Here is a 23779-nt window from a genome sequence, read left to right on the forward strand (position 1 = left end):
GGGCCGGGCGTCCGGGGGCTCAGCCCCGGCGGCGCCGCCTCAGGGCGCCGGTGAGCGCGAGGGCCGTCGCGGCGAGGGCGGCCGCCCAGGCGGTCCCCGCGGTCCCCGGCGGCCCGGCGGCGGCCGTGTCCCCCTCGGGGGCCGGGCCGGCGGGGGCCGGGGCGCCCTGAGCGGGGCCGGCCGGGGCGCCCTGAGCCGGCGGGCCGGCGGGGGCTCCGTAGCCGCCGGCGCTCCCCCGGCGCGCGTACGCCGTGCCGGGCAGTTTGTCCCCGTACGCCGCCGCGACCCGGTCCCGGTAGGCGGCCGGCGTGGTGCCGCGGGCGCCCACCGCGCGTACCGCGTCCTCGTCCAGCGGGAGCACCCTGCCGCCCTTGTGGACGTACCAGGCGTCGATCTGGGGCTCGCGGAAGACCGTTCCCCCGGGCAGGCGCCGGGTGCCCTCCCGCGCGTAACGGATTTCGTCGTCACCGGTCGCGATGTTGACCACCTGCCAGCCCTTCGCGCCCTGGTGGACGGTCCACACGGAGGCCTTCCGCCCGTCGGGCGCGACCGCCACGGCCGCGTGGAACTCGACGCGGGCGACCGGCGCCCCGGGCCTGCCCGCCACGAAGTCCGGCGACAGGACGCGTACGGGGACGGTGGAGCCCTCGATACGGGGGTGCGCGGCGGCCCGCGCCACGGCGCCGTCCCGCGCGAAGAACCGGGAGAGCGTGTCGAGCGTGGCCGGGGCGGTGACCGCCGCGTCCGGGGTGTCGGCCGCGCTCGCGGCGGGGGCGGCGAGGGAGGTGAGCGCACCGGTCAGCGCACCGGTCAGCGCGGCGGTCGTGATGAGACGCCGTGGGGTCATCGTTCTCACGTCCCTGTCCGGTAGAGCGAGTGGGTCCAGGAGAAGGAGCCGTTGTCGACGTACCAGGCGTGCGACGCCCAGTTGTAGCGGTCGTTGGAGGGCCAGGGATCGCCCCAGTACACCCAGCCGTTGGTGTCGTCGTAGCCGTGGACGACGTGCATGTGGCCGCCGCCGCTCGCCCACTGGATGCGGGTCTCGATGGGACGGTCGGCGTTGATCTCGGTCTGGACGGTGGCGTAGCGCAGCCAGCCGTCGACGTACGAGCCCGGGCCGACGCCGGCCCAGCGCAGCCCGTTCTGCACGTTGCCCAGAGTCGCCTGCCAGTTGGGGCAGTCGTAGCCCTGCTGCCGGTTGAAGGCGGCGTTGCAGAACTGGTTCTGGGAGTAGGAGCGGCCGAACCAGGTGGCGATGGTGTTGCCACCGGCGGCCCAGCACCAGTTGGTCTTGAGCTGCGCCTGCATGGTGATGTTCAGTCGCTTGGCGGCGAGCGTGGTCGTGGAGTCGTCCTCGGCGGTGGCGGCGGACACCGGACCGAGGAGGGTGGTCGTGGCGGCGAGGAGCACCGCGAGCAGGAGCCGTATCGCTCCGCCGGCGGACTGCCCCGAGGTCTTGCCTGGTTGGCGCATCGCGTTCCTCCGTGGGGATGTGGGGAGGGAGGATCGCGTCCGGACGCTGAAGGGAGCATCGAGCGTTGTCGGGGGCAGGTCAACACGCTTCAATGCGGGGTGACGCCGCAGTGTGAACGCCACTGGTTGACGAGTGAACGGATCCCCGCCCCCACCTGCCCGCCCGTCACCACCGGCCGCGGAGTCGCACCGCCCCGTCGTGAACGTTCACCGAGGACTCCCATGGCACACACCGAGACCGAGCTGGCGCAGCTCCTGCGGACGGGCCCGTTCCACCTGGCGTTGCGCGCGGCGCTGGCGGCGCGCGGGCTGCCGCTCCAGCGGGTGCGGCACCATCTCGCGGACCGAGGCATCAAGGTCGGGGTGACCAGCCTCTGCTACTGGCAGCAGGGCGCCCGCCGCCCGCAGCGGCCGGAGTCGCTGAAGGCCGTGCGCGCCCTGGAGGAACTGCTCCGGCTGCCCGGGGAGTCGCTGATCCGGCTGCTCGGCGAGCCGGTCGGGGACGGGGCGGGGGCGGCGAGGCCCGCGGGCCGCCCGTACCGCTCGCTGCTGGAGGTCTCCGGAGCGGTGGAGCAGCTGATCGCGGAGCTGGAGGCACCGGCGGACGGCGGGCTGCACACCGTCGGGCACCAGGAACGGGTACGGATCGGGGCGGGGCGGGAGCTGGTCGGGCGGGAGTCGCAGCAGGTGGTGCGGGCCCACCGCGACGGCGTCGACCGCTACCTGGCCATCCACCACGGGGACCCGGGGTGCGACCCGGCGCGGGTGATGGTGCGGGCGGGCGAGAACTGCCGCACGGGGCGGGTGCGGCGGCACGGGGACACCGGGGTGGTGGTCGCGGAGCTGCTGTTCGACGCGCGGCTGCGGGCCGGGGACACGTACCTCTTCGGGTACCGCTTCGAGGACGGTACGGGCGGGGTGAGCGGCGAGTACGTGCGCGGGTTCAGCTTCGCGGGCGGGCAGTACGTCCTCCAGGTGCGGTTCCACGAGGACGCCCTGCCGGTACGCTGCCGGCGCTTCGCCCAGTCCGCGGCGGGCGCGCCGCGCGCTGCGCGCGGGGACCTGACGCTGAGCGGGCGGCACCGCACCGTCCACTTCGTGGAGCAGGAGGTCAGGCCGGGGATCCTGGGGATCGACTGGGACTGGGAGTGAGCCCAGGGGGTCCGGCCCGGCCTGGTGGGCGCGCACCGGGAAGAAGGGGCGTACTCCCCCGTCACGCCTCCGGGCCGGCGACCAGCTTTCCGTCGGTGACCCGCACCGGGACCTCGGGCAGTGCCACGGTGGCCGGGCCGCGGAGGGGCTTCCCGGTGATGACGTCGAAGCGGCTGCCGTGGCAGGGGCAGTTGCCCTCGGTGCCCTCCACCTTGTCGAAGACGCAGCCCGCGTGGGTGCACTGGGCGCTGAACGCCTTGTACTGCCCCTTGGCGGGGCAGCTCACCACCAGGCGCTGCTCTCGGTAGAGCTTGGCGCCGCCGACCGGCACGGCGTCGGCCGTGCCCAGGTCCACCGGCGCGGTGGGGGTGGGGGTCCGCGCGTGGCCCAGCTTCGACTCGGTGGAGCAGGCGGCTGCGCCGAGCCCGGCGGCCCCGGCGAGAGCGGCCCCTTTCAGCACGGTACGGCGGGCGGGCGGCTGGCCGGGCATGGGGGCTCCACGGGGCTGGGGGTTCTCGGTGACGGAACCGACGATACCGGGGTAGATCGGTGGCCCTTCGCGGGGGTTGCGGGGCTGTCGGGGGCGGCGTCCATGGGCTACGTTCGGGCGCGTGATCGTCGCCGCCGGAGAGTCCCTGATCGACCTCGTTCCCGACGGGGCCGAACCGCTGTCGGCCCTGGCGCCCCGGCGGGGCGGCGGCCCCTACAACACGGCGGTGGCCCTGGGCCGGCTCGGCGCCGAGGCCGCCTTCTGCTCCCGGGTCTCCACCGACGCGTTCGGCGAGGCGCTGCTCGACGGGCTGCGCGCGGCGGGGGTCGCGACCGGCCTGGTACAGCGCGGGCCCGAGCCGACGACGCTGGCGGTGGCATCGGTCGCGGCGGACGGCTCGGCGGGGTACTCCTTCTACGCGGAGGGCACGGCCGACCGGCTCTTCGAGCTGCCCGAGCGGCTGCCGGACGCGGTCCGGGCGGTCGCCTTCGGGACCTGTTCGCTGGTCCTGGAGCCGGGCGCCGGGGCGTACGACGCGCTGCTGCGGCGCGAGGCGGGGCGCGGCGTGCTCACCCTGCTGGACCCGAACGTCCGGCCCGGTCTGGTTCCGGACGGGGACGTCCACCGGGAGCGGTTTCTGGACCGGCTTCCTCATGTGTCGCTGCTGAAGCTGTCCGAGGAGGACGCGCGGTGGCTGGGCGGTTCGCCCGGGGAGTGGCTGTCGCGGGGGCCGTCGGCGGTGGTGCTGACCCGGGGCGCGCGGGGGCTGCGGACTCGCGTACCGCCCCGGTCCCTGACCGGGCCGGGAGCGGTCGCGTCCGCCCGCCCCCGGCGCGTCCCGGCCCGGGGTCGGGGCCGCACGAGTGCGCGCCGCCCTGTCCTGTGTGCCGGACCGGCCGGGGGGCCGGGGCCGGTCCGGCGCTGCGGGGCCCCGCCCGGCGGGGCGGGGCCCTTCGGCGTCAGGACGTGGTGGACCGGGCCGTCCGCTTCTTCGGCTTGGTCGTCTTGGCGGTGGCCGTCTTGCGGGCCGCGCCGTCCGCCGCCGCGACCGCCTTCTTGGCCGTCCGCTTCCGCGCCGCCGGTACCGCCGGGGCCGCGTCGCTGACGCGGTCGGCGCCGAGGATGTCGCGGAGGAACTTGCCGGTGTGGCTGGCCGGGACGGCGGCGACCTGCTCGGGCGTGCCCTCGGCGACCACCAGGCCACCGCCGCTGCCGCCCTCGGGGCCCATGTCCACGACCCAGTCGGCCGTCTTGATGACGTCCAGGTTGTGCTCGATGACGATCACCGAGTTGCCCTTGTCGACCAGGTTGGACAGCACCTTGATCAGCTTCGAGATGTCCTCGAAGTGCAGACCCGTGGTCGGCTCGTCCAGCACGTACACGGTGCGTCCGGTCGACCGCTTCTGGAGCTCGGACGCCAGCTTCACGCGCTGTGCCTCGCCGCCGGAGAGCGTCGGCGCGGACTGGCCGAGCCGGACGTACCCGAGGCCGACCTCGGTGAGGGTGCGCAGGTGACGCGAGATCGTCGGGACGGCCTCGAAGAACTCCAGGGCCTCCTCGATCGGCATGTCCAGCACCTCGGCGATGGACTTGCCCTTGTAGTGAACGTCCAGGGTCTCCCGGTTGTAGCGCGCCCCGTGGCAGACCTCGCACGGGACGTACACGTCCGGCAGGAAGTTCATCTCGATCTTGATGGTGCCGTCACCGGCGCAGTTCTCGCACCGGCCGCCCTTGACGTTGAAGGAGAACCGGCCCGGCAGATAGCCCCGGACCTTCGCCTCCATCGTCTCGGCGAACAGCTTGCGGACGTGGTCGAAGACTCCGGTGTACGTCGCCGGGTTGGACCGCGGCGTCCGGCCGATGGGCGACTGGTCGACGTGGACGACCTTGTCGACCAGGTCGTCGCCGTCCACGCGCGTGTGCCGCCCGGGCACGGACTTGGCGCCGTTCAGCTCGCGCGCCAGGTGGGTGTACAGGATGTCGTTGACCAGAGTCGACTTGCCGGAGCCCGAGACGCCGGTGACGGCCGTCAGCACGCCCAGCGGGAACGACACGTCGATGTCCCGCAGGTTGTTCTCACGGGCACCGTGCACGGTCAGCCGGCGTGCCGGGTCCACCGGGCGGCGGACGTCGGGGGTCGGGATGGACCGCTTGCCGGCCAGGTACTGACCGGTCATGGACTCCTTGTTGGCCAGCAGCTCCTTCAACGGACCGGAGTGGACGACCTTGCCGCCGTGCTCGCCCGCGCCGGGGCCGATGTCGACGACCCAGTCGGCCACCTTGATGGTGTCCTCGTCGTGCTCCACGACGATGAGCGTGTTGCCCATGTCACGCAGCCGGACCAGGGTTTCGATCAGCCGGTGGTTGTCGCGCTGGTGCAGGCCGATGGACGGCTCGTCCAGCACGTACAGCACGCCGACCAGGCCGGAGCCGATCTGGGTGGCGAGCCGGATGCGCTGGGCCTCGCCGCCGGAGAGGGTGCCGGCCGCCCGGTTCAGCGACAAGTAGTCCAGGCCCACGTCCACCAGGAAGCGGAGCCGTTCGTTGACCTCCTTGAGCACCCGCTCGGCGATCTTCTTGTCGCGGGCGTTCAGCTTGAGCTCGCCGAGGAAGTCGGCGCACTCGCTGATCGACATCGCGGAGACCTCCGCGATGGACTTCTCCATGACCGTGACCGCGAGGACGATCGGCTTGAGGCGCGTGCCCTCACAGGTGGGGCAGGGCACCTCGCGCATGTAGCCCTCGAAGCGCTCCCTGCTGGAGTCGCTCTCGGCCTCGCTGTGCCTCCGCTTGACGAAGGAGACGGCGCCTTCGAAAGCGGGCGTGGTGTACGCCCTCTCCCGGCCGTACCGGTTGCGGTAGCGGACCTCGACCTGGGTCCTGTGCCCGTACAGCAGCGCCTTCCTCGCGCGGGCGGGCAGCCCGGCCCAGGGGATGTCCGTCCGGAAACCGAGGGCCTGGGAGAGGCCGCCGATCAGCCGCCCGAAGTACTCCTTGGTGTGGCCGTGCGACCAGGGGTGGATGGCTCCCTCGTCGAGGGACCGCTCCTCGTCGGGGACGACCAGCTCGGGGTCGACCTCCATGCGCGTGCCGATGCCGGTGCAGTCGGGGCAGGCACCGAAGGGCGAGTTGAAGGAGAAGGAGCGGGGCTCCAGCTCCTCGAAGGACAGGTCGTCGTACGGGCAGTACAGGTGCTCCGAGTACATCCGCTCGCGCTCGGGGTCGTCCTCGGGGAGGTCGACGAAGTCGAGCACGACCATGCCGCCGGACAGGCCGAGCGCGGTCTCGACCGAGTCGGTCAGCCGGCGCTTGGCGCTCTCCTTGACGGTGAGGCGGTCGACGACCACCTCGATGGTGTGCTTCTCCTGCTTCTTCAGCGTCGGCGGCTCGGTGAGCTGGATGGTCCGCCCGTCCACCCGCGCCCGGCTGTAGCCCTTGGTCTGGAGGTCGGCGAACAGGTCGACGAACTCGCCCTTGCGCTCGCGCACCAGCGGCGACAGGACCTGGAAGCGGCTGCCCTCGGGCAGCTCCAGCACCTTGTCGACGATGGCCTGCGGCGACTGGCGGGTGATGGGCCGGCGGCACTCGGGGCAGTGCGGCTTGCCGATACGGGCGAAGAGCAGCCGGAGGTAGTCGTAGACCTCGGTGATGGTGCCGACCGTGGAGCGCGGGTTGCGCGAGGTCGATTTCTGGTCGATCGAGACGGCCGGGGAGAGGCCCTCGATGAAGTCGACGTCCGGCTTGTCCATCTGGCCGAGGAACTGCCGGGCGTAGGAGGAGAGCGACTCGACGTACCGGCGCTGCCCCTCGGCGAAGATCGTGTCGAACGCGAGGGAGGACTTGCCCGACCCGGAAAGCCCGGTGAAGACGATGAGGGAGTCACGCGGGAGGTCGAGCGAGACGTTCTTCAGATTGTGCTCGCGCGCGCCACGGACGATGAGACGGTCGGCCACGCCGGTCCGCACCTTTCTTGAGAGAAGCGGGGGCACAGCCCCCGTCCCAGACTCTTCAAGCCTACGGGGGGCCGCCAAATGGATGTCTGCCATTCAAGGATGCCTCCACCGAGCGTATAGCACGCGCATTCGATTTCTGGCCATGCGCTGCCACCTTCACCCGATCGAGTGGCGGCGCTAGGGTCGGCGGCATGATCGACCACGTGCATGACCTGGCCTCCGTACGCGAGGCGACCGACCGGCTGCTCAGCGCCGCCGCCGGACTTGACGACGCCGCCGTCGCCGCGCCGTCCCGGCTGCCCGGGTGGACCCGCGGCCACGTGCTGGCCCACCTCTCACGTAACGCCGACGCCCTCGTGAATGTTCTCCGGGGCCGCCCGATGTACGTCAGCGCCGAGGCGCGCGACGCCGACATCGAGCGTGACGCCCACCGCGCCCTGGCCGTCCAGCTCGACGACGTGCGCGACAGCGCCGCCCGCTTCCAGGCGGAGGGCGAGGTGCCGGCGGACTGGGACCGCCGGGTGGAGCTGCGCAACGGGGTGACCGACCGGGCGGCGCGGCTGCCGTTCCGCCGCCTCGTCGAGGTGGAGCTGCACCACGTCGACCTCGGCATCGGCTACGAGCTGGAGCACCTGCCGAAGGACTTCGCGGACCGCGAGATCGCGTTCCTCGCCGACCGGTTCACCGGCCACCCCACCGTCCCCCCGACCCGCCTCGTGACCCCGGGCGGGGAGTGGCGCACGGGCGGCGACGAGGGCGACGGGGTGACGGTCTCGGGCCCGGCGCCCGACCTCCTCGGCTGGCTGGCGGGCCGCCGTGACGGCGCGGCCCTGGAGGTCACCGGCGGCGCCCTCCCCGTACTGCCCCCGCTATAGGCTGGGTTCATGACCTACAGCGGAGCGGTGAAGGTGGGCGGGCCCGCCGACGTGCACGAGCTGACGGACCTGATGATCTCCAAGGTCGCCGTCGGTCCGATGGACAACAACGCGTACCTGCTGCGCTGCCGGGCCACCGGCGAGCAGCTTCTGATCGACGCGGCGAGCGAGCCCGCGACACTGCTCCGGCTGATCGGTGACGACGGCATCGCGTCCGTCGTCACCACCCACCGCCACCGCGACCACTGGGACGCGCTGGCCGAGGTCGTGGCGGCGACCGGTGCCCGTACGTACGCCGGGGCGTACGACGCCGAGGGCATCGACGTCACGACGGACGTCCCCGTCGAGGACGGGGAAACGATCAGGGTCGGCCGGGTGGAACTCACCGCCCGCCGGATGGTGGGGCACACACCGGGTTCCCTCGTACTGGTCTACGACGACCCGCACGGCCACCCCCACGTGTTCACCGGCGACTGCCTCTTCCCCGGCGGCGTCGGGAGCACCCACAAGGACCCGGACGCCTTCGCCAGCCTCATCCAGGACGTCGAGACCAAGCTGTTCGACGCGCTGCCGGACGAGACGTGGGTCTACCCCGGTCACGGCAAGGACACCACGCTGGGCGAGGAGCGCCCGAAGCTTCCGGAGTGGCGCGAGCGCGGCTGGTAGTCGCCCCCCCCGTGCCTCCTCGCGCCCCGTGACCCGGGGGCGCCACGGGTGGTTGGCGCGACGTGCGCCACAGTCACACGCCGGGGACGCCCGCGCCCTCCCCGTCCACGCCACCCGGGACGCCCTCCATGGTGCGGCTCGCCACCGCCTCCCTCGCCGGCACCGCCGTCGAGTTCTACGACTTCTTCGTCTACGGGACCGCTGCCGCCCTGGTCCTGGGACCCCTGTTCTTCCCGACGTTCTCGCCGGTCGCCGGGACGCTGGCCGCCTTCGGTACGTTCGCGGTCGGCTTCCTCTCCCGTCCCCTCGGCTCCGTCCTCTTCGGGCACATCGGCGACCGGTACGGCCGGCGTCCGGTCATGTTCGCGTCCCTGGTGCTGACCGGGGCGGCGACCGTCGCCGTGGGGTTCGTCCCCTCGTACGCGACGCTCGGCGTGACCGCTCCGGTACTGCTGCTGGTCCTGCGGTTCCTTCAGGGGCTGGGGCTCGGTGGGGAGTGGGGCGGGGCGGTGCTGCTGACGGTGGAGCACGCGCCCGAGGGACGGCGGGCGCTGTGGGCGAGCTTCCCGCAGGTCGGTCCCGCGGTCGGGTTCCTGCTGGCGAACGGGGTGATGCTCGGCCTGTCGGCGGGGCTGAGCGACGCCCAGTTCCGGGACTGGGGGTGGCGTGTGCCGTTCTGGGCGGCGGGGCTCCTGGCGGCCGGCGGGTTGCTGCTGCGCACTTCCCTGGCGGAGACGCCGCAGTTCCGGGAGCTGGCCGAGAGCGGCAGGCGCGCGAGCGCCCCGCTGGTGGAGGTGGCGCGCGGCCACTGGCGGCTGGTGCTGCTGACGGCCGGCGCTCTGGCGGTCGGATACGCGATCTTCTACGCGGTGTCCACGTGGGCGCTGGCGTACGGCACCGAGCGGCTCGGCGTGAGCCGGACGGTGATGCTGGTGTGCATCATGGCGGCGGTGGCGGTCAAGGGCGTGGCGACGCCGTTCGCCGCGATGCTGGGCGACCGCGTGGGGCGGCGGCCGATGTGCCTGGCCGGCTGCGCGGCCGCGGCCCTGTGGATGTTCCCGATGGTGGGCCTGCTGCACACCGCGCGGCCGGTGCTGATGTTCCTCGGGTTCACCGGGGCGCTCCTGGCGTTCATCACGATGTTCGCCGTGGTGGCCGCGTACCTGCCGGAGCTGTACGAGCCGAGGGTGCGCTGCACCGGTGCCGCCGTCGGCTACAACCTGGCGGGGGTCGTCGGCGGAGCGCTCACCCCGATGGTGGCGACGGCCTCGGCGGGCGGCCCGGGGCCGCCCTGGGGCGTGGCGGCGTACCTGACGGCGATCGCGCTGCTGAGTCTCGGCTGTTTCGCCCTGCTGCCGGAGACGCTGCCCCCCAGGCCGGTGGCCGGTCCGGCCCTGGAGTCGGCGGCCGCCTGAGGGCCCCGCGCGATCAGCGGAGGTCGTCCTGGCGCACCAGGTCGCAGTTGGTGAACGAGGGTGCGCGGGTGCAGAGGCCGGCGATCCGCTCGGCCAGCTCCGTGGTCGCGGGGTCCTCGCTGTTGCGCATGGCCTCCTCGTACGAGTCGAAGTGGATGACCACGACGTAGCGGCTCGGGTTGTCCCTGTCCCGCAGCAGGACGCGCTGGGTCGGGCCGCCGGCCCGGCCGGACATGGCGGCTCTCCGCTCCTCCATCAGCGCTTCCATCTCGTCGATGCGTTCGGTCTCGAAGTCGATGATCTGCGCGAACTTCATGCCGTTCTCCGCGTGGGCCGGCCCCGGGGATCGGGACGCTCACCGTCAAAGCAAACACCGGCCGGGACGGTCCGCAATGCGGGCCGCTCCGGCCGGTGCCGTCGCTCCGGCGGTGTCGCGCCGGCCTGCCGTCAGGCCCCGACGCTGTCCTTCGGAGCCTTGCCGGCCTCCTCCGCCGCCTCGCGGTCCGCCTGCCTCTTGGAGGAGATCAGGCTGGTGATCGTGGTGATGACCAGGACGCCGCAGATGACCGCGAGCGATACCGGGATGGAGATCTCGGGCACATGCACCCCGGACTCGTGCAGGGCGTGCAGTACCAGCTTGACGCCGATGAAGCCGAGGATGACCGACAGGCCGTAGCTCAGGTGGACCAGCTTCCTCAGCAGGCCGCCGATGAGGAAGTACAGCTGCCGCAGTCCCATCAGGGCGAAGGCGTTGGCGGTGAACACGATGTACGGGTCCTGGGTCAGGCCGAAGATCGCGGGGATGGAGTCCAGCGCGAACAGGACGTCCGTGGTGCCGATGGCCAGCATGACGACCATCAGCGGGGTCAGCACACGCTTGCCGTTGGTGCGGATGAAGAGCTTGGTGCCGTGGTACTTGTCGGCGACGCCGAAGCGGCTCTCGATGGACTTGAGGAGGCGGTTCTCCTCGAACTCCTCCTCCGGCTCGTCGGCGCGCGCCTCCTGGATGAGCTTCCAGGCGGTGTAGATCAGGAACGCGCCGAAGATGTAGAAGACCCACGAGAAGCTGGCGATGATGGCGGCTCCGGCGGCGATGAATATCGCGCGCAGCACCAGGGCGATCAGCACACCGATCAGCAGCACGCGCTGCTGAAGGTGGGTCGGCACCGCGAACTTCGCCATGATCAGGACGAAGACGAACAGGTTGTCGACACTGAGCGACTTCTCGGTGATGAAGCCGGCGAAGAACTCGCCGGAGGCCTGCGACTCGCCGAAGACCAGCAGGCCGACACCGAACATCGCGGCGAGGACGATCCAGACGACCGTCCATATTCCGGCTTCCTTGACCGACACGTCGTGGGGCTTGCGCCCGATGAAGAAGTCGACCGCGATAAGGGCGGACAGACCGAGAATGGTCGCCACCCACAGACCCATTGATACGTCCATTGCGCCTCCGGCGTCGTACGGCTACTGATCAGCGTCGTCGCTGCCGGAGGTCTCTTCCACCCGGGCCGGCCCGGCACGGATCGCCGGTCGCACCACGGGCCGGCGCCCCGGGACCAGGTCTCTGTCCGACCGTCCGTATTGACGGGCACGCCGCGTACGGGAGTACTCCCCTCCGCACCAAGAACGTTACCGTAAAGACCAAAGAAAGGTAAAGGGGAAGGTAAAAGGAGCGCCAAGTCCGCAGGTCAGCGACGCCAGTTGGTCCGGGCGTCGACCACTTGGGACAGCACCCGGCTCAGGACGCCGCTGCCCGTCGGCAACCGGGGCGGCTCGTACGTCCAGGCGTGGCCCACCCAGGGGTCGGCGAGGTGGTCGTCCGGGACGGGCGTCAGACGCAGCAGCGACCGCCAGAGCGGGTCGAGCACCGGCCCGTAGGCACTGGCGTCCTCGCGGTCGGCGATCAGCAGGAGATGGACACCGACCGCCGGGCCCTCGTCCGCCAGGTAGCGCAACTGGGTGACCGTCCGGTCGTCGAAGCCGTGCGGGAAGTCGTTGACGATCAGCAGCTGGTCGGCGGTGTCGAGGTCGGGCGGCAGGGCGTCGGTCGCGCCGCCTCCGACGGCCATCCGCACCAGCTCCACGCGCCGGGTGAGGCCGGCGAGGACGGAGGCCACTCCCCGGGCCCCGGACGCCGGCGGGGCGGCGAGGACCCCCGAGTCCGCCAGCGGGGCGAACGAGGCGGCCGCCGCTCCCGCCGGGTCGACGACGTGGACGGTGTACTGACCGGCCGGGTGGACGGCGAGCAGCCGCGCGGCGTGCAGGACGGCCGTGTCCACCGCCAGCCGGCGCAGCTCTCCGTCGTCCATCACGATGGCCGCCTCCGACCCGGACCGGCCGCTGTCGACCCACAGGCCCCGCTCCAGCGGGAGCCGCATCAGCATGGGGATGCGCAGGCCGGGCCGCTCGGGCAGGTGGAGGTCGCCCAGGCGCAGTGCCATCGGGGCCTCGCGGGGGACGCGGTAGCCGTGCCAGACCGGGCTGTCCCAGTCGGCGTACGCCACGGGGAGGGCCGGCTCGACGACCTCGGCCTCGGCGGTGAGCTGCGCGAGGTCCCGGTCGAGGGCCTCCCGCGCCCGGTCGGCCAGCTCGTCGCACTTCGCGCGGGCCGCGGCGCGGGCCGCGTCCCCGGCGGAGCCGATGCGGCTGCGCGGATCGGACAGGGCGCGGTCGAGCTCCTGGTCCATGCGGGACTCGGCGAAATCGACGGCGCTGCGGTACGCGGCGGTGGTGCGGGCCAGGTCCTCGAACATGCCCCAGACCTGGTTGTAGAGCCGCTCTTCCATGGACCACCCGGTGGCGTCGCCGGCCACCGGCCGGCCGGGCTGCGCCGGGTGGACGGGAGGTGTCCCCGGTGCGTCGGCGGCCCCGTCCCGGGGCGCCGGCGGGGCGCCTGCCGTCCGGCGCGGGTGGGCGTAGCTGATGGGCCCGTCCGGCGCCGGCGCGGCGGGAGAGGGCCCCGCAGGGCCCCCCGGGGCGGGCCCGGCGGACGGTCCGGCGGGCGCCGTGTCGCCGGGTGCGCCGGACGCGGTGAGCGAGGCGCCGCGCCGGGCCCGGTCGCCCTCGGCGGTACGCGGCGGGGCGGCGACCGACCGGCTCATCCCGAGGGCGACCGCCCCGTGGATGGTGGCCGCGAGTTCGGCGGCCCGGTCGAGTCCCTGGTCGGCGAGCATCACGACGAGTCCGCCCGCGTACCCCTGGCCGACGGCGCGGATCTTCCAGGCGCCCTGCCGGCGGTAGAGCTCCAGGGCGACGACCGCGGACTCCGTGTCCAGCCCCGTGATGGTGTACCCGGCGACCTCGGTGCCGTCCAGTGCGGTGACCGCGGCGAACGGCGCGGCGAAGGCACCGAACCGGCCGGGACCGCCGGCCCCCTCGGGCAGGGCGAGGAGCACCGTCACCCGGTGGGCCGCCTCGGGAAGTGCCCCGAGGTCCACGGCGAGCCGGTGGTCGGCGGCCGCCTGCCGGGAGACCTCGATGCCGGGGAGCGCGGGCGAACCGGGGTGCACCACCCACTCGGGACCGGGGACCCGGCCGCTGTCGTCGGTGAGCGTGGCGCCGGCGATGACCGGTGCGCCGGCCGACACCCGGATCTCGAGTCGGGTGTGGGGCAGGGGGTGGTTCTGCCCCCGGACCAGCTCGGCCGTCATGCCTGTGTCCCCTCGGTGCTGCGGTGCCTCGGTGTGAACCGCAGCTCCCGGCGGCCTGGCCTCCGGGAGCTGCGGGTGTGCGTGTGTACCGCGACTACAGGTGCGGCAGGATCGACGGCATCAGGTCCTGGAACGTACGGCCGTTCGCCGGGCTGCCCAGAGCCGTCATCTGCCAGCCGGAACCGGCCCGGTGCACCTTCGCCATGATCTGCGCGGTGTACTGGCCGCCGCCGTCCAGGGTGTATCGCGCGAGCTCCTGGCCGTTCGTCTCGTCGACGATGCGGCAGAAGGCGTTCTGCACCTCCTGGAACGTCTGCCCGGTGAAGGAGTTCACCGTGAAGACGATCTGGTCGATGTGGACCGGGACCCGCTGCAGGTCGACGAGGATCGCCTCGTCGTCGCCGCCCTGTCCCACGCCGCCCACCAGGTTGTCACCGGTGTGGCGGACGGAACCGTCATCGCTGACCAGGTGGCGGAAGAACACCACGTCCACGGGCTGCTTCTCGGCGAAGAGCACCGCCGACGCGTCCAGGTCGACCTCCCGGGTGCGCGAGCCGAACAGACCGCGGCGCGGGGCCGCCTGCCAGCCGAGCCCCATCCGCACCGCGGTGAGAGTACCCCCGTCGCTCTTCTGCAGGCTGATGGCCTGGCCCTTGGTCATGTTGACCGTCACGCGCTGTCCCCTCTCGTTGCCTACCCCCGCGACCGTCTGAAGAGTGCGGTTGTCAGCACCCTACGCAGCGGCCGCGGGCCGGCAGCAGGCAAGCCCTCTTTTTGTGGCGGTGTTGCAACACAGCGGTGCCCCGGCGTCAGGCGATGCCCGCCTCCTTCATCTGCCGCAGCTCCTTCTTCAACTCGCCGACCTCGTCGCGCAACCGCGCAGCCACCTCGAACTGCAGCTCGGCGGCGGCAGCGCGCATCCGCTCGGTCATCTCCTCGATGATGCCCGCCAGTTCGGCCGCCGGACGGTCGCTGACCAGCGCGCCCTTTCCGCCCGCCTTACCGGCCTTGGCGCCGGTCCGGGACGACTTGCCGAGCGACGGAACGGGCGCCTTGGCCCCCTTGCCGTCCTTGGACTGGCGGTAGCCGGTGCCGAGCAGCTGCTCGGTGTCGACCTCCTCGCGCGCGATGGTCGCGACGATGTCGTTGATCTTCTTCCGCAGCGGCTGCGGGTCGATGCCGTGGGCCTTGTTGTACGCGACCTGCTTCTCGCGACGGCGGTTGGTCTCGTCGATGGCCTTCGCCATGGCCGGGGTGATGGTGTCCGCGTACATATGGACCTGGCCGGAGACGTTGCGCGCCGCACGGCCGATGGTCTGGATCAGCGAGGTGCCGGAGCGGAGGAAGCCCTGCTTGTCGGCGTCGAGGATGGCCACCAGGGAGACCTCGGGGAGGTCGAGGCCCTCGCGGAGCAGGTTGATGCCGACCAGGACGTCGTACTCGCCGGCCCGCAGTTCGCGCAGCAGCTCGATGCGGCGGAGGGTGTCGACGTCGCTGTGCAGGTAACGGACCTGGATGCCCAGTTCCAGGAAGTAGTCGGTGAGGTCCTCGGCCATCTTCTTGGTCAGGGTGGTGACCAGCACCCGCTCGTCCCGCTCGGTCCGCAGGCGGATCTCGTGGACCAGGTCGTCGATCTGGCCCTCGGTGGGCTTGACGACGACCTCCGGGTCGACCAGGCCGGTGGGGCGGATGATCTGCTCCACGAATCCGTCGGAACGGGACAGCTCGTACTGTCCGGGAGTCGCCGACAGGTAGACGGTCTGGCCGATCCGCTCCTGGAACTCCTCCCACTTCAGCGGCCGGTTGTCCAGCGCGGACGGCAGCCGGAAGCCGTGGTCGACGAGGGTGCGCTTGCGGGAGGCGTCGCCCTCGTACATGGCGCCGATCTGCGGCACGGTGACGTGGGACTCGTCGATGACGAGCAGGAAGTCCTCGGGGAAGTAGTCGAGGAGGGTGTTGGGCGGGGAGCCCGGCTCGCGGTCGTCGAAGTGCATGGAGTAGTTCTCGATGCCGGAGCAGGAACCGATCTGGCGCATCATCTCGATGTCGTACGTGGTGCGCATCCGCAGCCGCTGGGCCTCCAGCAGCTTGCCCTGCTTCTCCAGCTCGGCCAGGCGCTGCTCCAGCTCCCGCTCGATGCCGTTGACCGCCTTCTCCATGCGCTCGGGTCCCGCCACGTAGTGACTGGCGGGGAAGATGTAGAGCTCCCGGTCGTCGCTGATGACCTCGCCGGTGAGCGGGTGGAGCGTGGACAGCGCCTCGATCTCGTCGCCGAACATCTCGATGCGGACGGCGAGCTCCTCGTACACCGGGAAGATCTCGACGGTGTCGCCGCGCACGCGGAAGGTGCCCCGGGTGAAGGCCAGGTCGTTGCGGGTGTACTGGATGTCGACGAAACGGCGCAGCAGCTGGTCCCGGTCGATCTCCTCGCCGACCTTGAGGGGGACCATCCGGTCCACGTACTCCTGGGGCGTGCCGAGGCCGTAGATGCAGGAGACCGAGGCCACCACCACGACGTCCCGGCGGGTCAGGAGCGAGTTCGTGGCGGAGTGGCGCAGCCGCTCGACCTCCTCGTTGATCGAGGAGTCCTTCTCGATGTAGGTGTCCGACTGGGGGACGTACGCCTCTGGCTGGTAGTAGTCGTAGTACGAGACGAAGTACTCGACGGCGTTGTTCGGCAGGAGCTCGCGGAACTCGTTGGCCAGCTGGGCGGCCAGCGTCTTGTTCGGCGCCATCACGAGGGTGGGGCGCTGGAGCTTCTCGATCATCCAGGCGGTCGTCGCCGACTTGCCGGTGCCGGTCGCGCCGAGCAGGACGACGTCCTTCTCGCCCGCGCCGACGCGGCGGGCCAGGTCGGCGATGGCCGCCGGCTGGTCGCCGCTGGGCTGGTAGGGGCTGACGACCTCGAAGGGCGCCACCGTGCGTTCGATCTTGGAAACGGGCCGCATGCAACCACCGTACGACCCGGCACTGACAGTCGGGGGGCCGAGCGCGGTCGCCGCCCGTCGATCGCGCGGTGCCGGCGGGCGCCGAGGGCCGTCAGTGGCCGCCGGTGCGCTCGCGGCGGCGGAACCCGCGGACCGGTGGGCGCGTGGCGGGCGAGCCGTAGGAGCGGCTCTCCCAGGGGACGGACGCGGCCGGGCGACGGGGCGCCGCGAGTGCGGGCCGCCGCTCGCCGTCCCCCGTCACCAGCAGCGGGTCGATCATCACCATGACTCCGGCCAGCAGCAGGAACACCGCCGGGCCGATCAGCATCGGGGCGAGGAGCGAGCTCGCGGCGTCGCCGCCGACCGGCGTGGCGCCGTCGCCGTGCAGGTGCACGCTGACGGCGGCCATGCCGGTGTAGTGCATCCCGGTGACCGCGGTGCCCATGCCGACGCTACCGCCGAGGCTGGGCAGGAACCCGTGGATCGAGACGGCCGCCCACAGGGCGGAGGTCGCCGCCACGACCGCGATCACGACGGAGAGGGCGACGGTGGGGGTGTCGTACTGGAGCGTGCCCGGCAGGCGCATTCCGGCCATACCGAGGTAGTGCATGGTGGCGATGCCCAGGCCGGTGATGGTGCCGCCGGTGACCAGGGCCATCGCGGTGGCGCCCCGGTACCCGACGATGAAGATCCCGATGCCGACCATCAGGATCGCCACTCCCAGACCGGCGAAGGTGATGGCGGGGTCGTAGCCGATCGGCGTCTCCCGGACGGTGAAACCGAGCATCGCGATGAAGTGCATGGTCCAGATGCCCGAGCCGATGGCGGTGGCGCCGAGCGCGAGCCAGCCGAGCCTGGGAGCCCCGTGTTTCCGCAGCGACCGGGTGGTGCAGCGCAGCCCCAGGGCGCCGCCCAGGCACGCCATGAGGAAGGCGGCCAGAGGTGTGACGAAGCCGTGGCTGAAACCGTCGACCGTGCCCTGCATCCCGTACGCCCTTCGCTCTTGGTACCCCGCCGTCCGGATGCCTCGCGCGCGTGCCGCGGCGCCGGTGGTGCCATGTCTACCCGCTGGTACGGGAGCGAGGCTATGGCGCATTCCGGGTGGGACAAACATTCACAGGTGGATTTGTCGACAGAAGCGTTCCGGTCACGGCCGCCACAGCGGCGGCGTTCACCTTCCGGCCGGCCTTCCCCGCTCCCGGGCGCCGCGCCGGCCCGGGGGCCGACGTCGCCCCGACGGTGTTGTCAGTGGCCGGTCGTACCGTGGTCGGCATGGACAGCAACGGGCAGTTCGTGGAGTGGGCCGTCGTCGACAGCGACATCGGCCCGCTGATGCTCGCCGCGACGGGCGAGGGACTGGTGAGCGTGTCCTTCCATGCCGGCGACGCGGTGCGCGACCGGGCCCTGAAGCGGCTGCGGGGGCGGCTCGGCGCGGAGCTCGTGGAGTGCTCGACGGGGCGGTTGGCGGAGCCGATACGCATGCTGGAGGCGTACTTCACGGGGACGCTGCGGGAGTTCCGGCTGCGTCTGGACTGGTCGTTGACGGCCGGGTTCAACCGGCAGGTGCTGCGCGAGCTGGCGTCCGGTGTGCCCTACGGATCGGTCGTCGGGTACGGGGAGCTGGCCGGCCGGGTGGGACAGCCGGGGGCGGCGCAGGCCGTCGGAGCCGCGATGGGCGCCAACCCGCTGCCGGTCGTGGTGCCCTGCCACCGGGTGCTGGAGAACGACGGGGGGATCGGCGGATTCGGCGGCGGGCTGGAGACCAAGCGCAGGCTGCTGGCACTGGAGGGGGTGCTCCCGCAACCCCTGTTCTGATCTGTAACGGGCTGGCCGTCGGACCGGCTCGCGAGGCTGTCCGTGATCGGTCTGGCGGTGGGGCTGCCGGCCTTCGCCGCGTTGCTGGCCGGTACGGCCGGGGCGCGTCAAGGGCAGACCGCGGCGGGGCTGTTCTGCTGGGGACCGGGGTGGTCGGCGGGGCTATTGTCGGGGCCCGCGCTGCTGACCGACCCCGTGCCGCAGGCCGTCCGGGCGGCGGTACAGGGCGGCCTGTCGGCCCTGACCATGAACACGGCGTCGGGCCCGGGCGGCGCGGGCGCCGGCCTGATCGTCGCCCAGGCCGGCTACGGCTGGCTGAGCGCGGTCGGCGCGCTGCTGCTGCTCCCCCTGGCCGCCCTGGTCGTCCGGCGGAAGCCGCCGGCGGACACGGCCGGACGACCCGGCGCCGGTGCCGGGCGACCGGGTGGCTCGGCGCCCGCGCCGGGCGACCGGGGGCCCGATGCCGGTGGCCCGGCGCCGTGCCCGGGTGAGGCGCCTTCGGTGCGTGGGCACGCGCGCGCGGCGGCGGCCGTGGCCGAAAAGCCGTCCGGACGTTTGCCCGGGTCGCCGCCGCGCCAGGGATGGGACATGCCGGAGACCACTGTGACGCTGTCGGAAGAGGTGCGGGAGGCGCTGGCCGAGCGCCGGCCCGTCGTCGCCCTGGAGTCGACGATCATCGCGCACGGCCTGCCCCGCCCCCGCAACCTGGGCGTGGCGCGGGAGTTGGAGGCGCTCGTACGGGCCGGTGGGGCCGTTCCGGCCACGATCGCCGTGCTGGACGGCGTGGCGCGGGTGGGCCTGGACAAGGGCCAGGTGGAGCGGATCGCGGCCGGTCCCGGCGTACGGAAGCTGGGGCACCGCGACCTGGCGCCCGCCCTGGCCACCGGGGCGAGCGGCGCCACCACGGTGTCCGCCACCGCGTTCCTGGCGGCGCGGGCCGGCATCCGGGTCTTCGCGACCGGCGGTCTGGGCGGGGTCCATCGTGAGTGGGCGCAGACCCAGGACGAGTCGGCCGACCTCCGGCTGCTGGCGGGGACCCGGATCGCGGTGGTGTGCGCGGGGGTCAAGTCGATCCTCGACGTGCCCGCGACGCTCCAGCGGCTGGAGACGCTGGGAGTGGGCGTCCTGGGGTACGGGACGGAGCACTTCCCCGGCTTCTACCTGGCCTCCTCCGGTGAACCGGTCGACTGGACGGTGCGGTCCCCGGAGGAGGTGGCGGCGGTGATACGGGCGCAGGACGCGCTGGGCGGCCCGGACGCGGCGCTGATCGTCGCCAACCCGGTGCCGGAACAGGAGCAGCTGGATCCCGGACTGCACGACCGGGTGCTCGCGCGGGCGCTGGACGAGTGCCGGGAGCGGGGGATCGCCGGCCAGGCCGTGACGCCGTTCCTGCTGGACTACCTGACGCGGCACACCGACGGGGCGTCCCTGGAGGCCAACCTCGCGGCGGTGCGCGGCAACGTGCGGCTGGCGGCGCGTGTCGCGGCCGCGCTGTGAGCGGCGCGCTGCTGGTCGTCGGGGACGTGGTCACCGACGTGGTGGCCCGGCACCGCGCCCCGCTCGCGCCGGCCACGGACACCGCCGCGGAGATCCGGACGCTGCCGGGCGGGGCGGGCGCGAACGTGGCGTGCTGGGCGGCGCGTTCGGGCTGCGCGGACGTGCGGTTCCTGGGGCGGGTGGGCCTCGACCGGGCGGCCTGGCACGAGGAGCGGCTGCGGCTCGCGGGGGTGCGGCCCTCCCTGGTACGGGACCGGGGCGCGCCGACCGCGACGGTGGTCGCCCTGGTCGACGCGGCCGCCGAGCGGACGTTCCTCACGGACAGCGGCGCGGCGCTCCGGCTCGCGCCCGGCGACTGGTCGCCGAGCCTGCTGGACGGGGTGTCCCACCTGCATCTGTCCGGGTACCTCTTCTTCGCCGGGACCAGCCGGGAGACGGCCCGGCTGGCCGTGGCGGCAGCGCGTGAGCGGGGCGTTCCGGTGAGCGTGGACCCCGCGTCGGCGGGGTTCGTCACGGAGCTGGGCGTGACTCCGTTCCTGGCCTCGGTGGCGGGCGCGGACCTCTTCCTGCCCAACGCCGACGAGGCCGCGCTGCTGACGGGCCTTGCCGGTCCCGAGGAGGCCGCGGCCGCGCTGAGCCGCCGGTTCCCGCTCGTCGTGGTGACGACCGGCGCGGCGGGCGCCCTGGTGGCCGAGGCGGGGCGGGTGACCGCACGGGTCGTGGCCCCGGTGGTCCGGGCGATCGACTCGACCGGGGCGGGCGACGCGTTCACCGGCGCCTTCCTGGCGGCCCGCCTGTCCGGCGCCGATCCGGTCGCGGCGGCCGGAGCGGCGTGCCGCGCCGGGGCCCTGGCGGTCACGACGCTGGGCGGCCGACCGCCGACCGGTTGACGCGATCGGTCAGGGCAGGCCCGTCCAGGCGGGGTGGCGGGGGTCGTCGGCGCGGACCACGACGTCGGCGGCCTCGGCGGGGGCGACCTCGGCCTCGTACCGCCGGAAGGCCGGCAGGGTCCACGGCTGTTCCGTGCGGCGGGCCAGCGCGCCGGGCGACAGGCGCAGGTGGACCGTCAGGTCGAAGGGGAACCAGTGGCCGAGCAGGAACGGCCCGTGCAGCACCAGTACCCCTCCCGGTGCCAGCGTCCGGTACGGGCTGCGGGTCGCCCGGTCGGTCGCCGGGTCCCACAGGTCGGGCAGCACCTTCCCGCTGCCACCCGGTTCCAGCGGCCCGAAGACCTCCCGCCACAGGGCGCCGGTGTCGAACCAGCCGCTGTAGTACGTGTCGGGGTCCTCCTTGCCGTACTCGTACCGCAGCGACGCCGGCCGCAGGAACCCGCCCGTCCCGACGGCCGCCACCGCCCGGCCGCGCAGCCTGAGCGCCCCGGCCAGCAGCTCGGCCGGCTCCTCGGGGCGGGCGGCGGGGGCGCCGTCGACGGCCACCTTGAGCCACGGCCCCCCGTCGGCCGGAGCCATGCCGTCCACATGGGCGGCGACGGTATCGGTCAGGCGTTCCCAGGTGATCGGTTCGAACTTCACGCCCCCATGCTGCCCGAGGACGGGGCCGGGTCGGCCCCGGACGGGCGCGACGGGGGCGGGGCGGGGCACGGGCTCGCCGCGCCGCTCAGGACGTGACGCCGGCGCCCGCCGCCCCGGCGGCCACGACGCTGTCGCCGCCGAGCCCCGCCGCGAAGGCCGCCCCGACCGTGCCCACGACCTCGACGCGCCCCGTCGCCACGCCCTCCGCGACCGCCAGGGATCGGTCCGCCACGGCCACGCACGTCGCCGCGTCCATCCGCAGGCACAGGTCCGGCTCCGGGACGGCGGGGCCGTCGGCGTACTCCGCCACGTCGCCGCCACCCACGCGCGCGTGGAACGTGCCTTCGTCGAGCCGCACCTCGACCACCCCCGGTCCGACCGCCGCCGCCTCCAGGGCGGACAGCAGCGGGATGGCGAACCAGTGGGCCCGTACCGCGTCCGTGGGGCGGGGCGCTTCGAGGTCCGGGAGCCCCCAGGCCGCCAGGGCGCGGAGCACGGGGAGCAACCCCTTCCCCCGATCGGTCAGTTCGTACACGTTCGCCGAGGCGGGGGGCGGGAGGCGGCGACGGGTCACCAGGTCGTCGCGTTCCATGTCCTTCAGGCGCGAGGCGAGCATGTCCGTGCTCACGCCCGGCAGATCGGCGTGCAGATCGGTGTAACGGCGCGGACCGGCGAGCAGTTCGCGAACGATCAGCAGGGTCCAGCGGTCCCCGACGGCGTCGAGGGCACGGGCGGCGGCGCAGAACTGGTCGTAGCTTCGTCGACGTGGCATGCGACGCAGTCTAGACAACTTGTTGGACTTTCCAAGCTCCCACTTGGTAAAACCAAGCATCATCACTTCTGGGAGGTCGCGCGCTATGGAGTTCCGGCAGTCGAGCAAGCTCAGTGAGGTCTGCTACGAGATCCGCGGCCCCGTCATCGAGCACGCCAACGCCCTGGAGGAAGCGGGGCACAGCGTGCTGCGCCTCAACACGGGCAACCCCGCGCTCTTCGGCTTCGAGGCTCCCGAGGAGATCGTCCAGGACATGATCCGGATGCTCCCGCGGGCCCACGGGTACACCGACTCCAAGGGCGTCCTGTCGGCCCGCCGTGCCGTGGCCCAGCGCTACCAGGCCCTCGGTCTCCCCGATGTGGACGTGGACGACGTCTTCCTCGGCAACGGCGTCTCCGAACTGGTCTCGATGGCCGTCCAGGCCCTCCTGGAGGACGGCGACGAAGTCCTCGTCCCCGCCCCCGACTTCCCGCTGTGGACCGCCGTCACCGCCCTCGCCGGCGGACGGCCCGTCCACTACCTGTGCGACGAGTCCGCCGACTGGTACCCGGACCTCGACGACATGGCCGCCAAGATCACCGATCGCACCAAGGCCGTCGTCATCATCAACCCCAACAACCCCACCGGAGCGGTCTACCCGCGCGAGATCGTCGAGGGCATCCTCGACCTCGCCCGCCGCCACCGGCTGATGGTCTTCGCCGACGAGATCTACGACCAGATCCTGTACGACGGCGCCGTCCACCACACCGCCGCGTCCCTCGCCCCCGACCTGGTCGTCCTGACCTTCTCCGGCCTGTCCAAGACGTACCGCGTCGCCGGTTTCCGCTCCGGCTGGCTGGTCGTCACCGGCCCCAAGCAGCACGCGCGCAGCTATCTGGAGGGGCTGACCATGCTCGCCTCCATGCGCCTGTGCCCCAACGCGCCCGCCCAGTACGCCATCCAGGCCGCCCTGGGCGGCCGCCAGTCCATCCACGAGCTGACCGCCCCGGGCGGCCGCCTCCACGAGCAGCGCGACCGGGCCTGGGAGAAGCTCAACGCCATCCCCGGTGTCTCGTGCGTCAAACCCAAGGGCGCGCTGTACGCCTTCCCCCGCCTCGACCCGAAGGTGCACCGCATCCACGACGACGAGAAGTTCGTGCTGGACCTGCTGCTGCGCGAGAAGATCCAGGTCGTCCAGGGCACCGGCTTCAACTGGCCCCGCCCGGACCACTTCCGCATCCTCACGCTCCCCCACGCCGACGACCTCGACGCGGCCATCAGCCGGATCGGCCGCTTCCTGAGCGGCTACCGGCAGTAGCGCCTGCGCGGCCCGTGCCGTTCCGCGGCCAGGTCCTGCCGCGAGCCGGCCGTGACGTCCTTCCCGGCGGCGATGCTCCGCCGGAGTCGTGTCGTCGCCACGGGGAATCGAGGGAGTACGGGCGCGCCCCGCTCGAACGACGTCATGGGGTACGGGTGCGGACCGGGGCGCGACGACCCGGAGACGGTGGAACGGGTGAGGGAGGCCTTCGAGGTGACACAGCGTACGCACGAGGCGTGGGACGAGGCGCAGCGGGAGCGGC

The 23779-nt window shown here is 72.9% G+C and carries 20 protein-coding genes and 1 pseudogene; 9 read left to right on the plus strand and 12 right to left on the minus strand.

What is annotated here, in order from left to right; translation table 11 throughout:
• Positions 1-19 precede the first annotated feature (19 nt).
• Together AC07DW_RS08580 and AC07DW_RS08585 are read right to left on the minus strand one after the other, a co-directional pair.
• Complete coding sequence (locus AC07DW_RS08580) at positions 20-847, minus strand: hypothetical protein (protein WP_478856879.1); 828 nt, start codon at positions 845-847, stop codon at positions 20-22.
• A gap of 5 nt (positions 848-852) precedes the next feature.
• The gene (locus AC07DW_RS08585; protein WP_478856880.1) at positions 853-1473 is read right to left on the minus strand and encodes a papain-like cysteine protease family protein; all 621 of its coding nucleotides are present in this window, start codon (positions 1471-1473) and stop codon (positions 853-855) included.
• 222 nt (positions 1474-1695) lie between these two features.
• Between AC07DW_RS08585 and AC07DW_RS08590 the strand changes: the two genes are divergently transcribed.
• Positions 1696-2625, plus strand: coding sequence for a hypothetical protein (locus tag AC07DW_RS08590; protein ID WP_478856881.1), 930 nt, complete (start codon positions 1696-1698; stop codon positions 2623-2625).
• A gap of 61 nt (positions 2626-2686) precedes the next feature.
• On the opposite strand, the gene AC07DW_RS08595 is transcribed toward AC07DW_RS08590, so the two are convergent.
• Positions 2687-3115 (minus strand): Rieske (2Fe-2S) protein, encoded by a 429-nt coding sequence (locus AC07DW_RS08595; protein ID WP_478856882.1) that lies wholly within the window; start codon positions 3113-3115, stop codon positions 2687-2689.
• A 121-nt stretch (positions 3116-3236) separates the two neighbouring features.
• On the opposite strand from AC07DW_RS08595, the pseudogene AC07DW_RS08600 reads away from it, so the two are divergent.
• Positions 3237-3893 (plus strand): annotated as a pseudogene (locus AC07DW_RS08600) (PfkB family carbohydrate kinase); the annotation flags it as partial.
• Between the two features lie 181 nt (positions 3894-4074).
• Here AC07DW_RS08600 and uvrA read toward each other — a convergent pair.
• Positions 4075-7068 (minus strand): excinuclease ABC subunit UvrA, encoded by a 2994-nt coding sequence (uvrA, locus tag AC07DW_RS08605; protein ID WP_478856883.1) that lies wholly within the window; start codon positions 7066-7068, stop codon positions 4075-4077.
• A 191-nt stretch (positions 7069-7259) separates the two neighbouring features.
• On the opposite strand from uvrA, the gene AC07DW_RS08610 reads away from it, so the two are divergent.
• The 3 genes from AC07DW_RS08610 (at position 7260) to AC07DW_RS08620 (ending at position 10024) form a co-directional block, all read left to right on the plus strand.
• The gene (locus AC07DW_RS08610) at positions 7260-7943 is read left to right on the plus strand and encodes a maleylpyruvate isomerase family mycothiol-dependent enzyme (protein ID WP_478856884.1); all 684 of its coding nucleotides are present in this window, start codon (positions 7260-7262) and stop codon (positions 7941-7943) included.
• 9 nt (positions 7944-7952) lie between these two features.
• Positions 7953-8609, plus strand: a complete 657-nt coding sequence (locus tag AC07DW_RS08615) for an MBL fold metallo-hydrolase (protein WP_478856885.1) — start codon at positions 7953-7955, stop codon at positions 8607-8609.
• Between the two features lie 128 nt (positions 8610-8737).
• Positions 8738-10024 (plus strand): MFS transporter, encoded by a 1287-nt coding sequence (locus AC07DW_RS08620; protein WP_478857017.1) that lies wholly within the window; start codon positions 8738-8740, stop codon positions 10022-10024.
• Positions 10025-10037: 13 nt separating this feature from the next.
• Here the strand turns inward: AC07DW_RS08620 and AC07DW_RS08625 are convergent, their stop codons facing one another.
• The 6 genes from AC07DW_RS08625 to AC07DW_RS08650 all read right to left on the minus strand — a co-directional run bounded on the left by AC07DW_RS08625 (position 10038) and on the right by AC07DW_RS08650 (position 17589).
• Positions 10038-10340, minus strand: coding sequence for a hypothetical protein (locus AC07DW_RS08625; RefSeq protein ID WP_478856886.1), 303 nt, complete (start codon positions 10338-10340; stop codon positions 10038-10040).
• A 131-nt stretch (positions 10341-10471) separates the two neighbouring features.
• Entirely contained in the window at positions 10472-11470 is a 999-nt protein-coding gene (locus AC07DW_RS08630) for a TerC family protein (RefSeq protein ID WP_478856887.1), read from the minus strand.
• A gap of 245 nt (positions 11471-11715) precedes the next feature.
• Positions 11716-13677, minus strand: coding sequence for a TerD family protein (locus tag AC07DW_RS08635; RefSeq protein WP_478856888.1), 1962 nt, complete (start codon positions 13675-13677; stop codon positions 11716-11718).
• Between the two features lie 94 nt (positions 13678-13771).
• Positions 13772-14350 carry a TerD family protein gene (locus AC07DW_RS08640; protein ID WP_478856889.1) on the minus strand — a complete coding sequence of 193 codons (579 nt, stop codon included), beginning with the start codon at positions 14348-14350 and terminating at the stop codon, positions 13772-13774.
• A 136-nt stretch (positions 14351-14486) separates the two neighbouring features.
• Complete coding sequence (uvrB, locus tag AC07DW_RS08645) at positions 14487-16625, minus strand: excinuclease ABC subunit UvrB (protein WP_478856890.1); 2139 nt, start codon at positions 16623-16625, stop codon at positions 14487-14489.
• A 91-nt stretch (positions 16626-16716) separates the two neighbouring features.
• Positions 16717-17589: an MHYT domain-containing protein gene (locus tag AC07DW_RS08650; protein WP_478856891.1), complete on the minus strand. Its 873-nt coding sequence runs from the start codon at positions 17587-17589 to the stop codon at positions 16717-16719.
• A 287-nt stretch (positions 17590-17876) separates the two neighbouring features.
• On the opposite strand from AC07DW_RS08650, the gene AC07DW_RS08655 reads away from it, so the two are divergent.
• The 3 genes from AC07DW_RS08655 (at position 17877) to AC07DW_RS08665 (ending at position 20806) form a co-directional block, all read left to right on the plus strand.
• On the plus strand, positions 17877-18419 hold the full coding sequence (locus AC07DW_RS08655) for a methylated-DNA--[protein]-cysteine S-methyltransferase (RefSeq protein ID WP_478856892.1): 543 nt from the start codon (positions 17877-17879) through the stop codon (positions 18417-18419).
• Between the two features lie 588 nt (positions 18420-19007).
• On the plus strand, positions 19008-19916 hold the full coding sequence (locus AC07DW_RS08660; RefSeq protein WP_478857018.1) for a pseudouridine-5'-phosphate glycosidase: 909 nt from the start codon (positions 19008-19010) through the stop codon (positions 19914-19916).
• Positions 19913-20806 (plus strand): carbohydrate kinase family protein, encoded by an 894-nt coding sequence (locus AC07DW_RS08665; protein WP_478856893.1) that lies wholly within the window; start codon positions 19913-19915, stop codon positions 20804-20806. The genes AC07DW_RS08660 and AC07DW_RS08665 overlap by 4 nt, the downstream gene beginning before the upstream one ends.
• 9 nt (positions 20807-20815) lie before the next feature.
• On the opposite strand, the gene AC07DW_RS08670 is transcribed toward AC07DW_RS08665, so the two are convergent.
• Together AC07DW_RS08670 and AC07DW_RS08675 are read right to left on the minus strand one after the other, a co-directional pair.
• Positions 20816-21448 (minus strand): nucleoside/nucleotide kinase family protein, encoded by a 633-nt coding sequence (locus AC07DW_RS08670; RefSeq protein WP_478856894.1) that lies wholly within the window; start codon positions 21446-21448, stop codon positions 20816-20818.
• Between the two features lie 85 nt (positions 21449-21533).
• Positions 21534-22220, minus strand: coding sequence for a winged helix-turn-helix transcriptional regulator (locus tag AC07DW_RS08675; protein WP_478856895.1), 687 nt, complete (start codon positions 22218-22220; stop codon positions 21534-21536).
• An 85-nt stretch (positions 22221-22305) separates the two neighbouring features.
• On the opposite strand from AC07DW_RS08675, the gene AC07DW_RS08680 reads away from it, so the two are divergent.
• Positions 22306-23517: a pyridoxal phosphate-dependent aminotransferase gene (locus AC07DW_RS08680; RefSeq protein WP_478856896.1), complete on the plus strand. Its 1212-nt coding sequence runs from the start codon at positions 22306-22308 to the stop codon at positions 23515-23517.
• The last annotated feature ends 262 nt before the right edge of the window (positions 23518-23779 follow it).

It is taken from the genome of Streptomyces sp. NPDC045701, assembly GCF_056432045.1.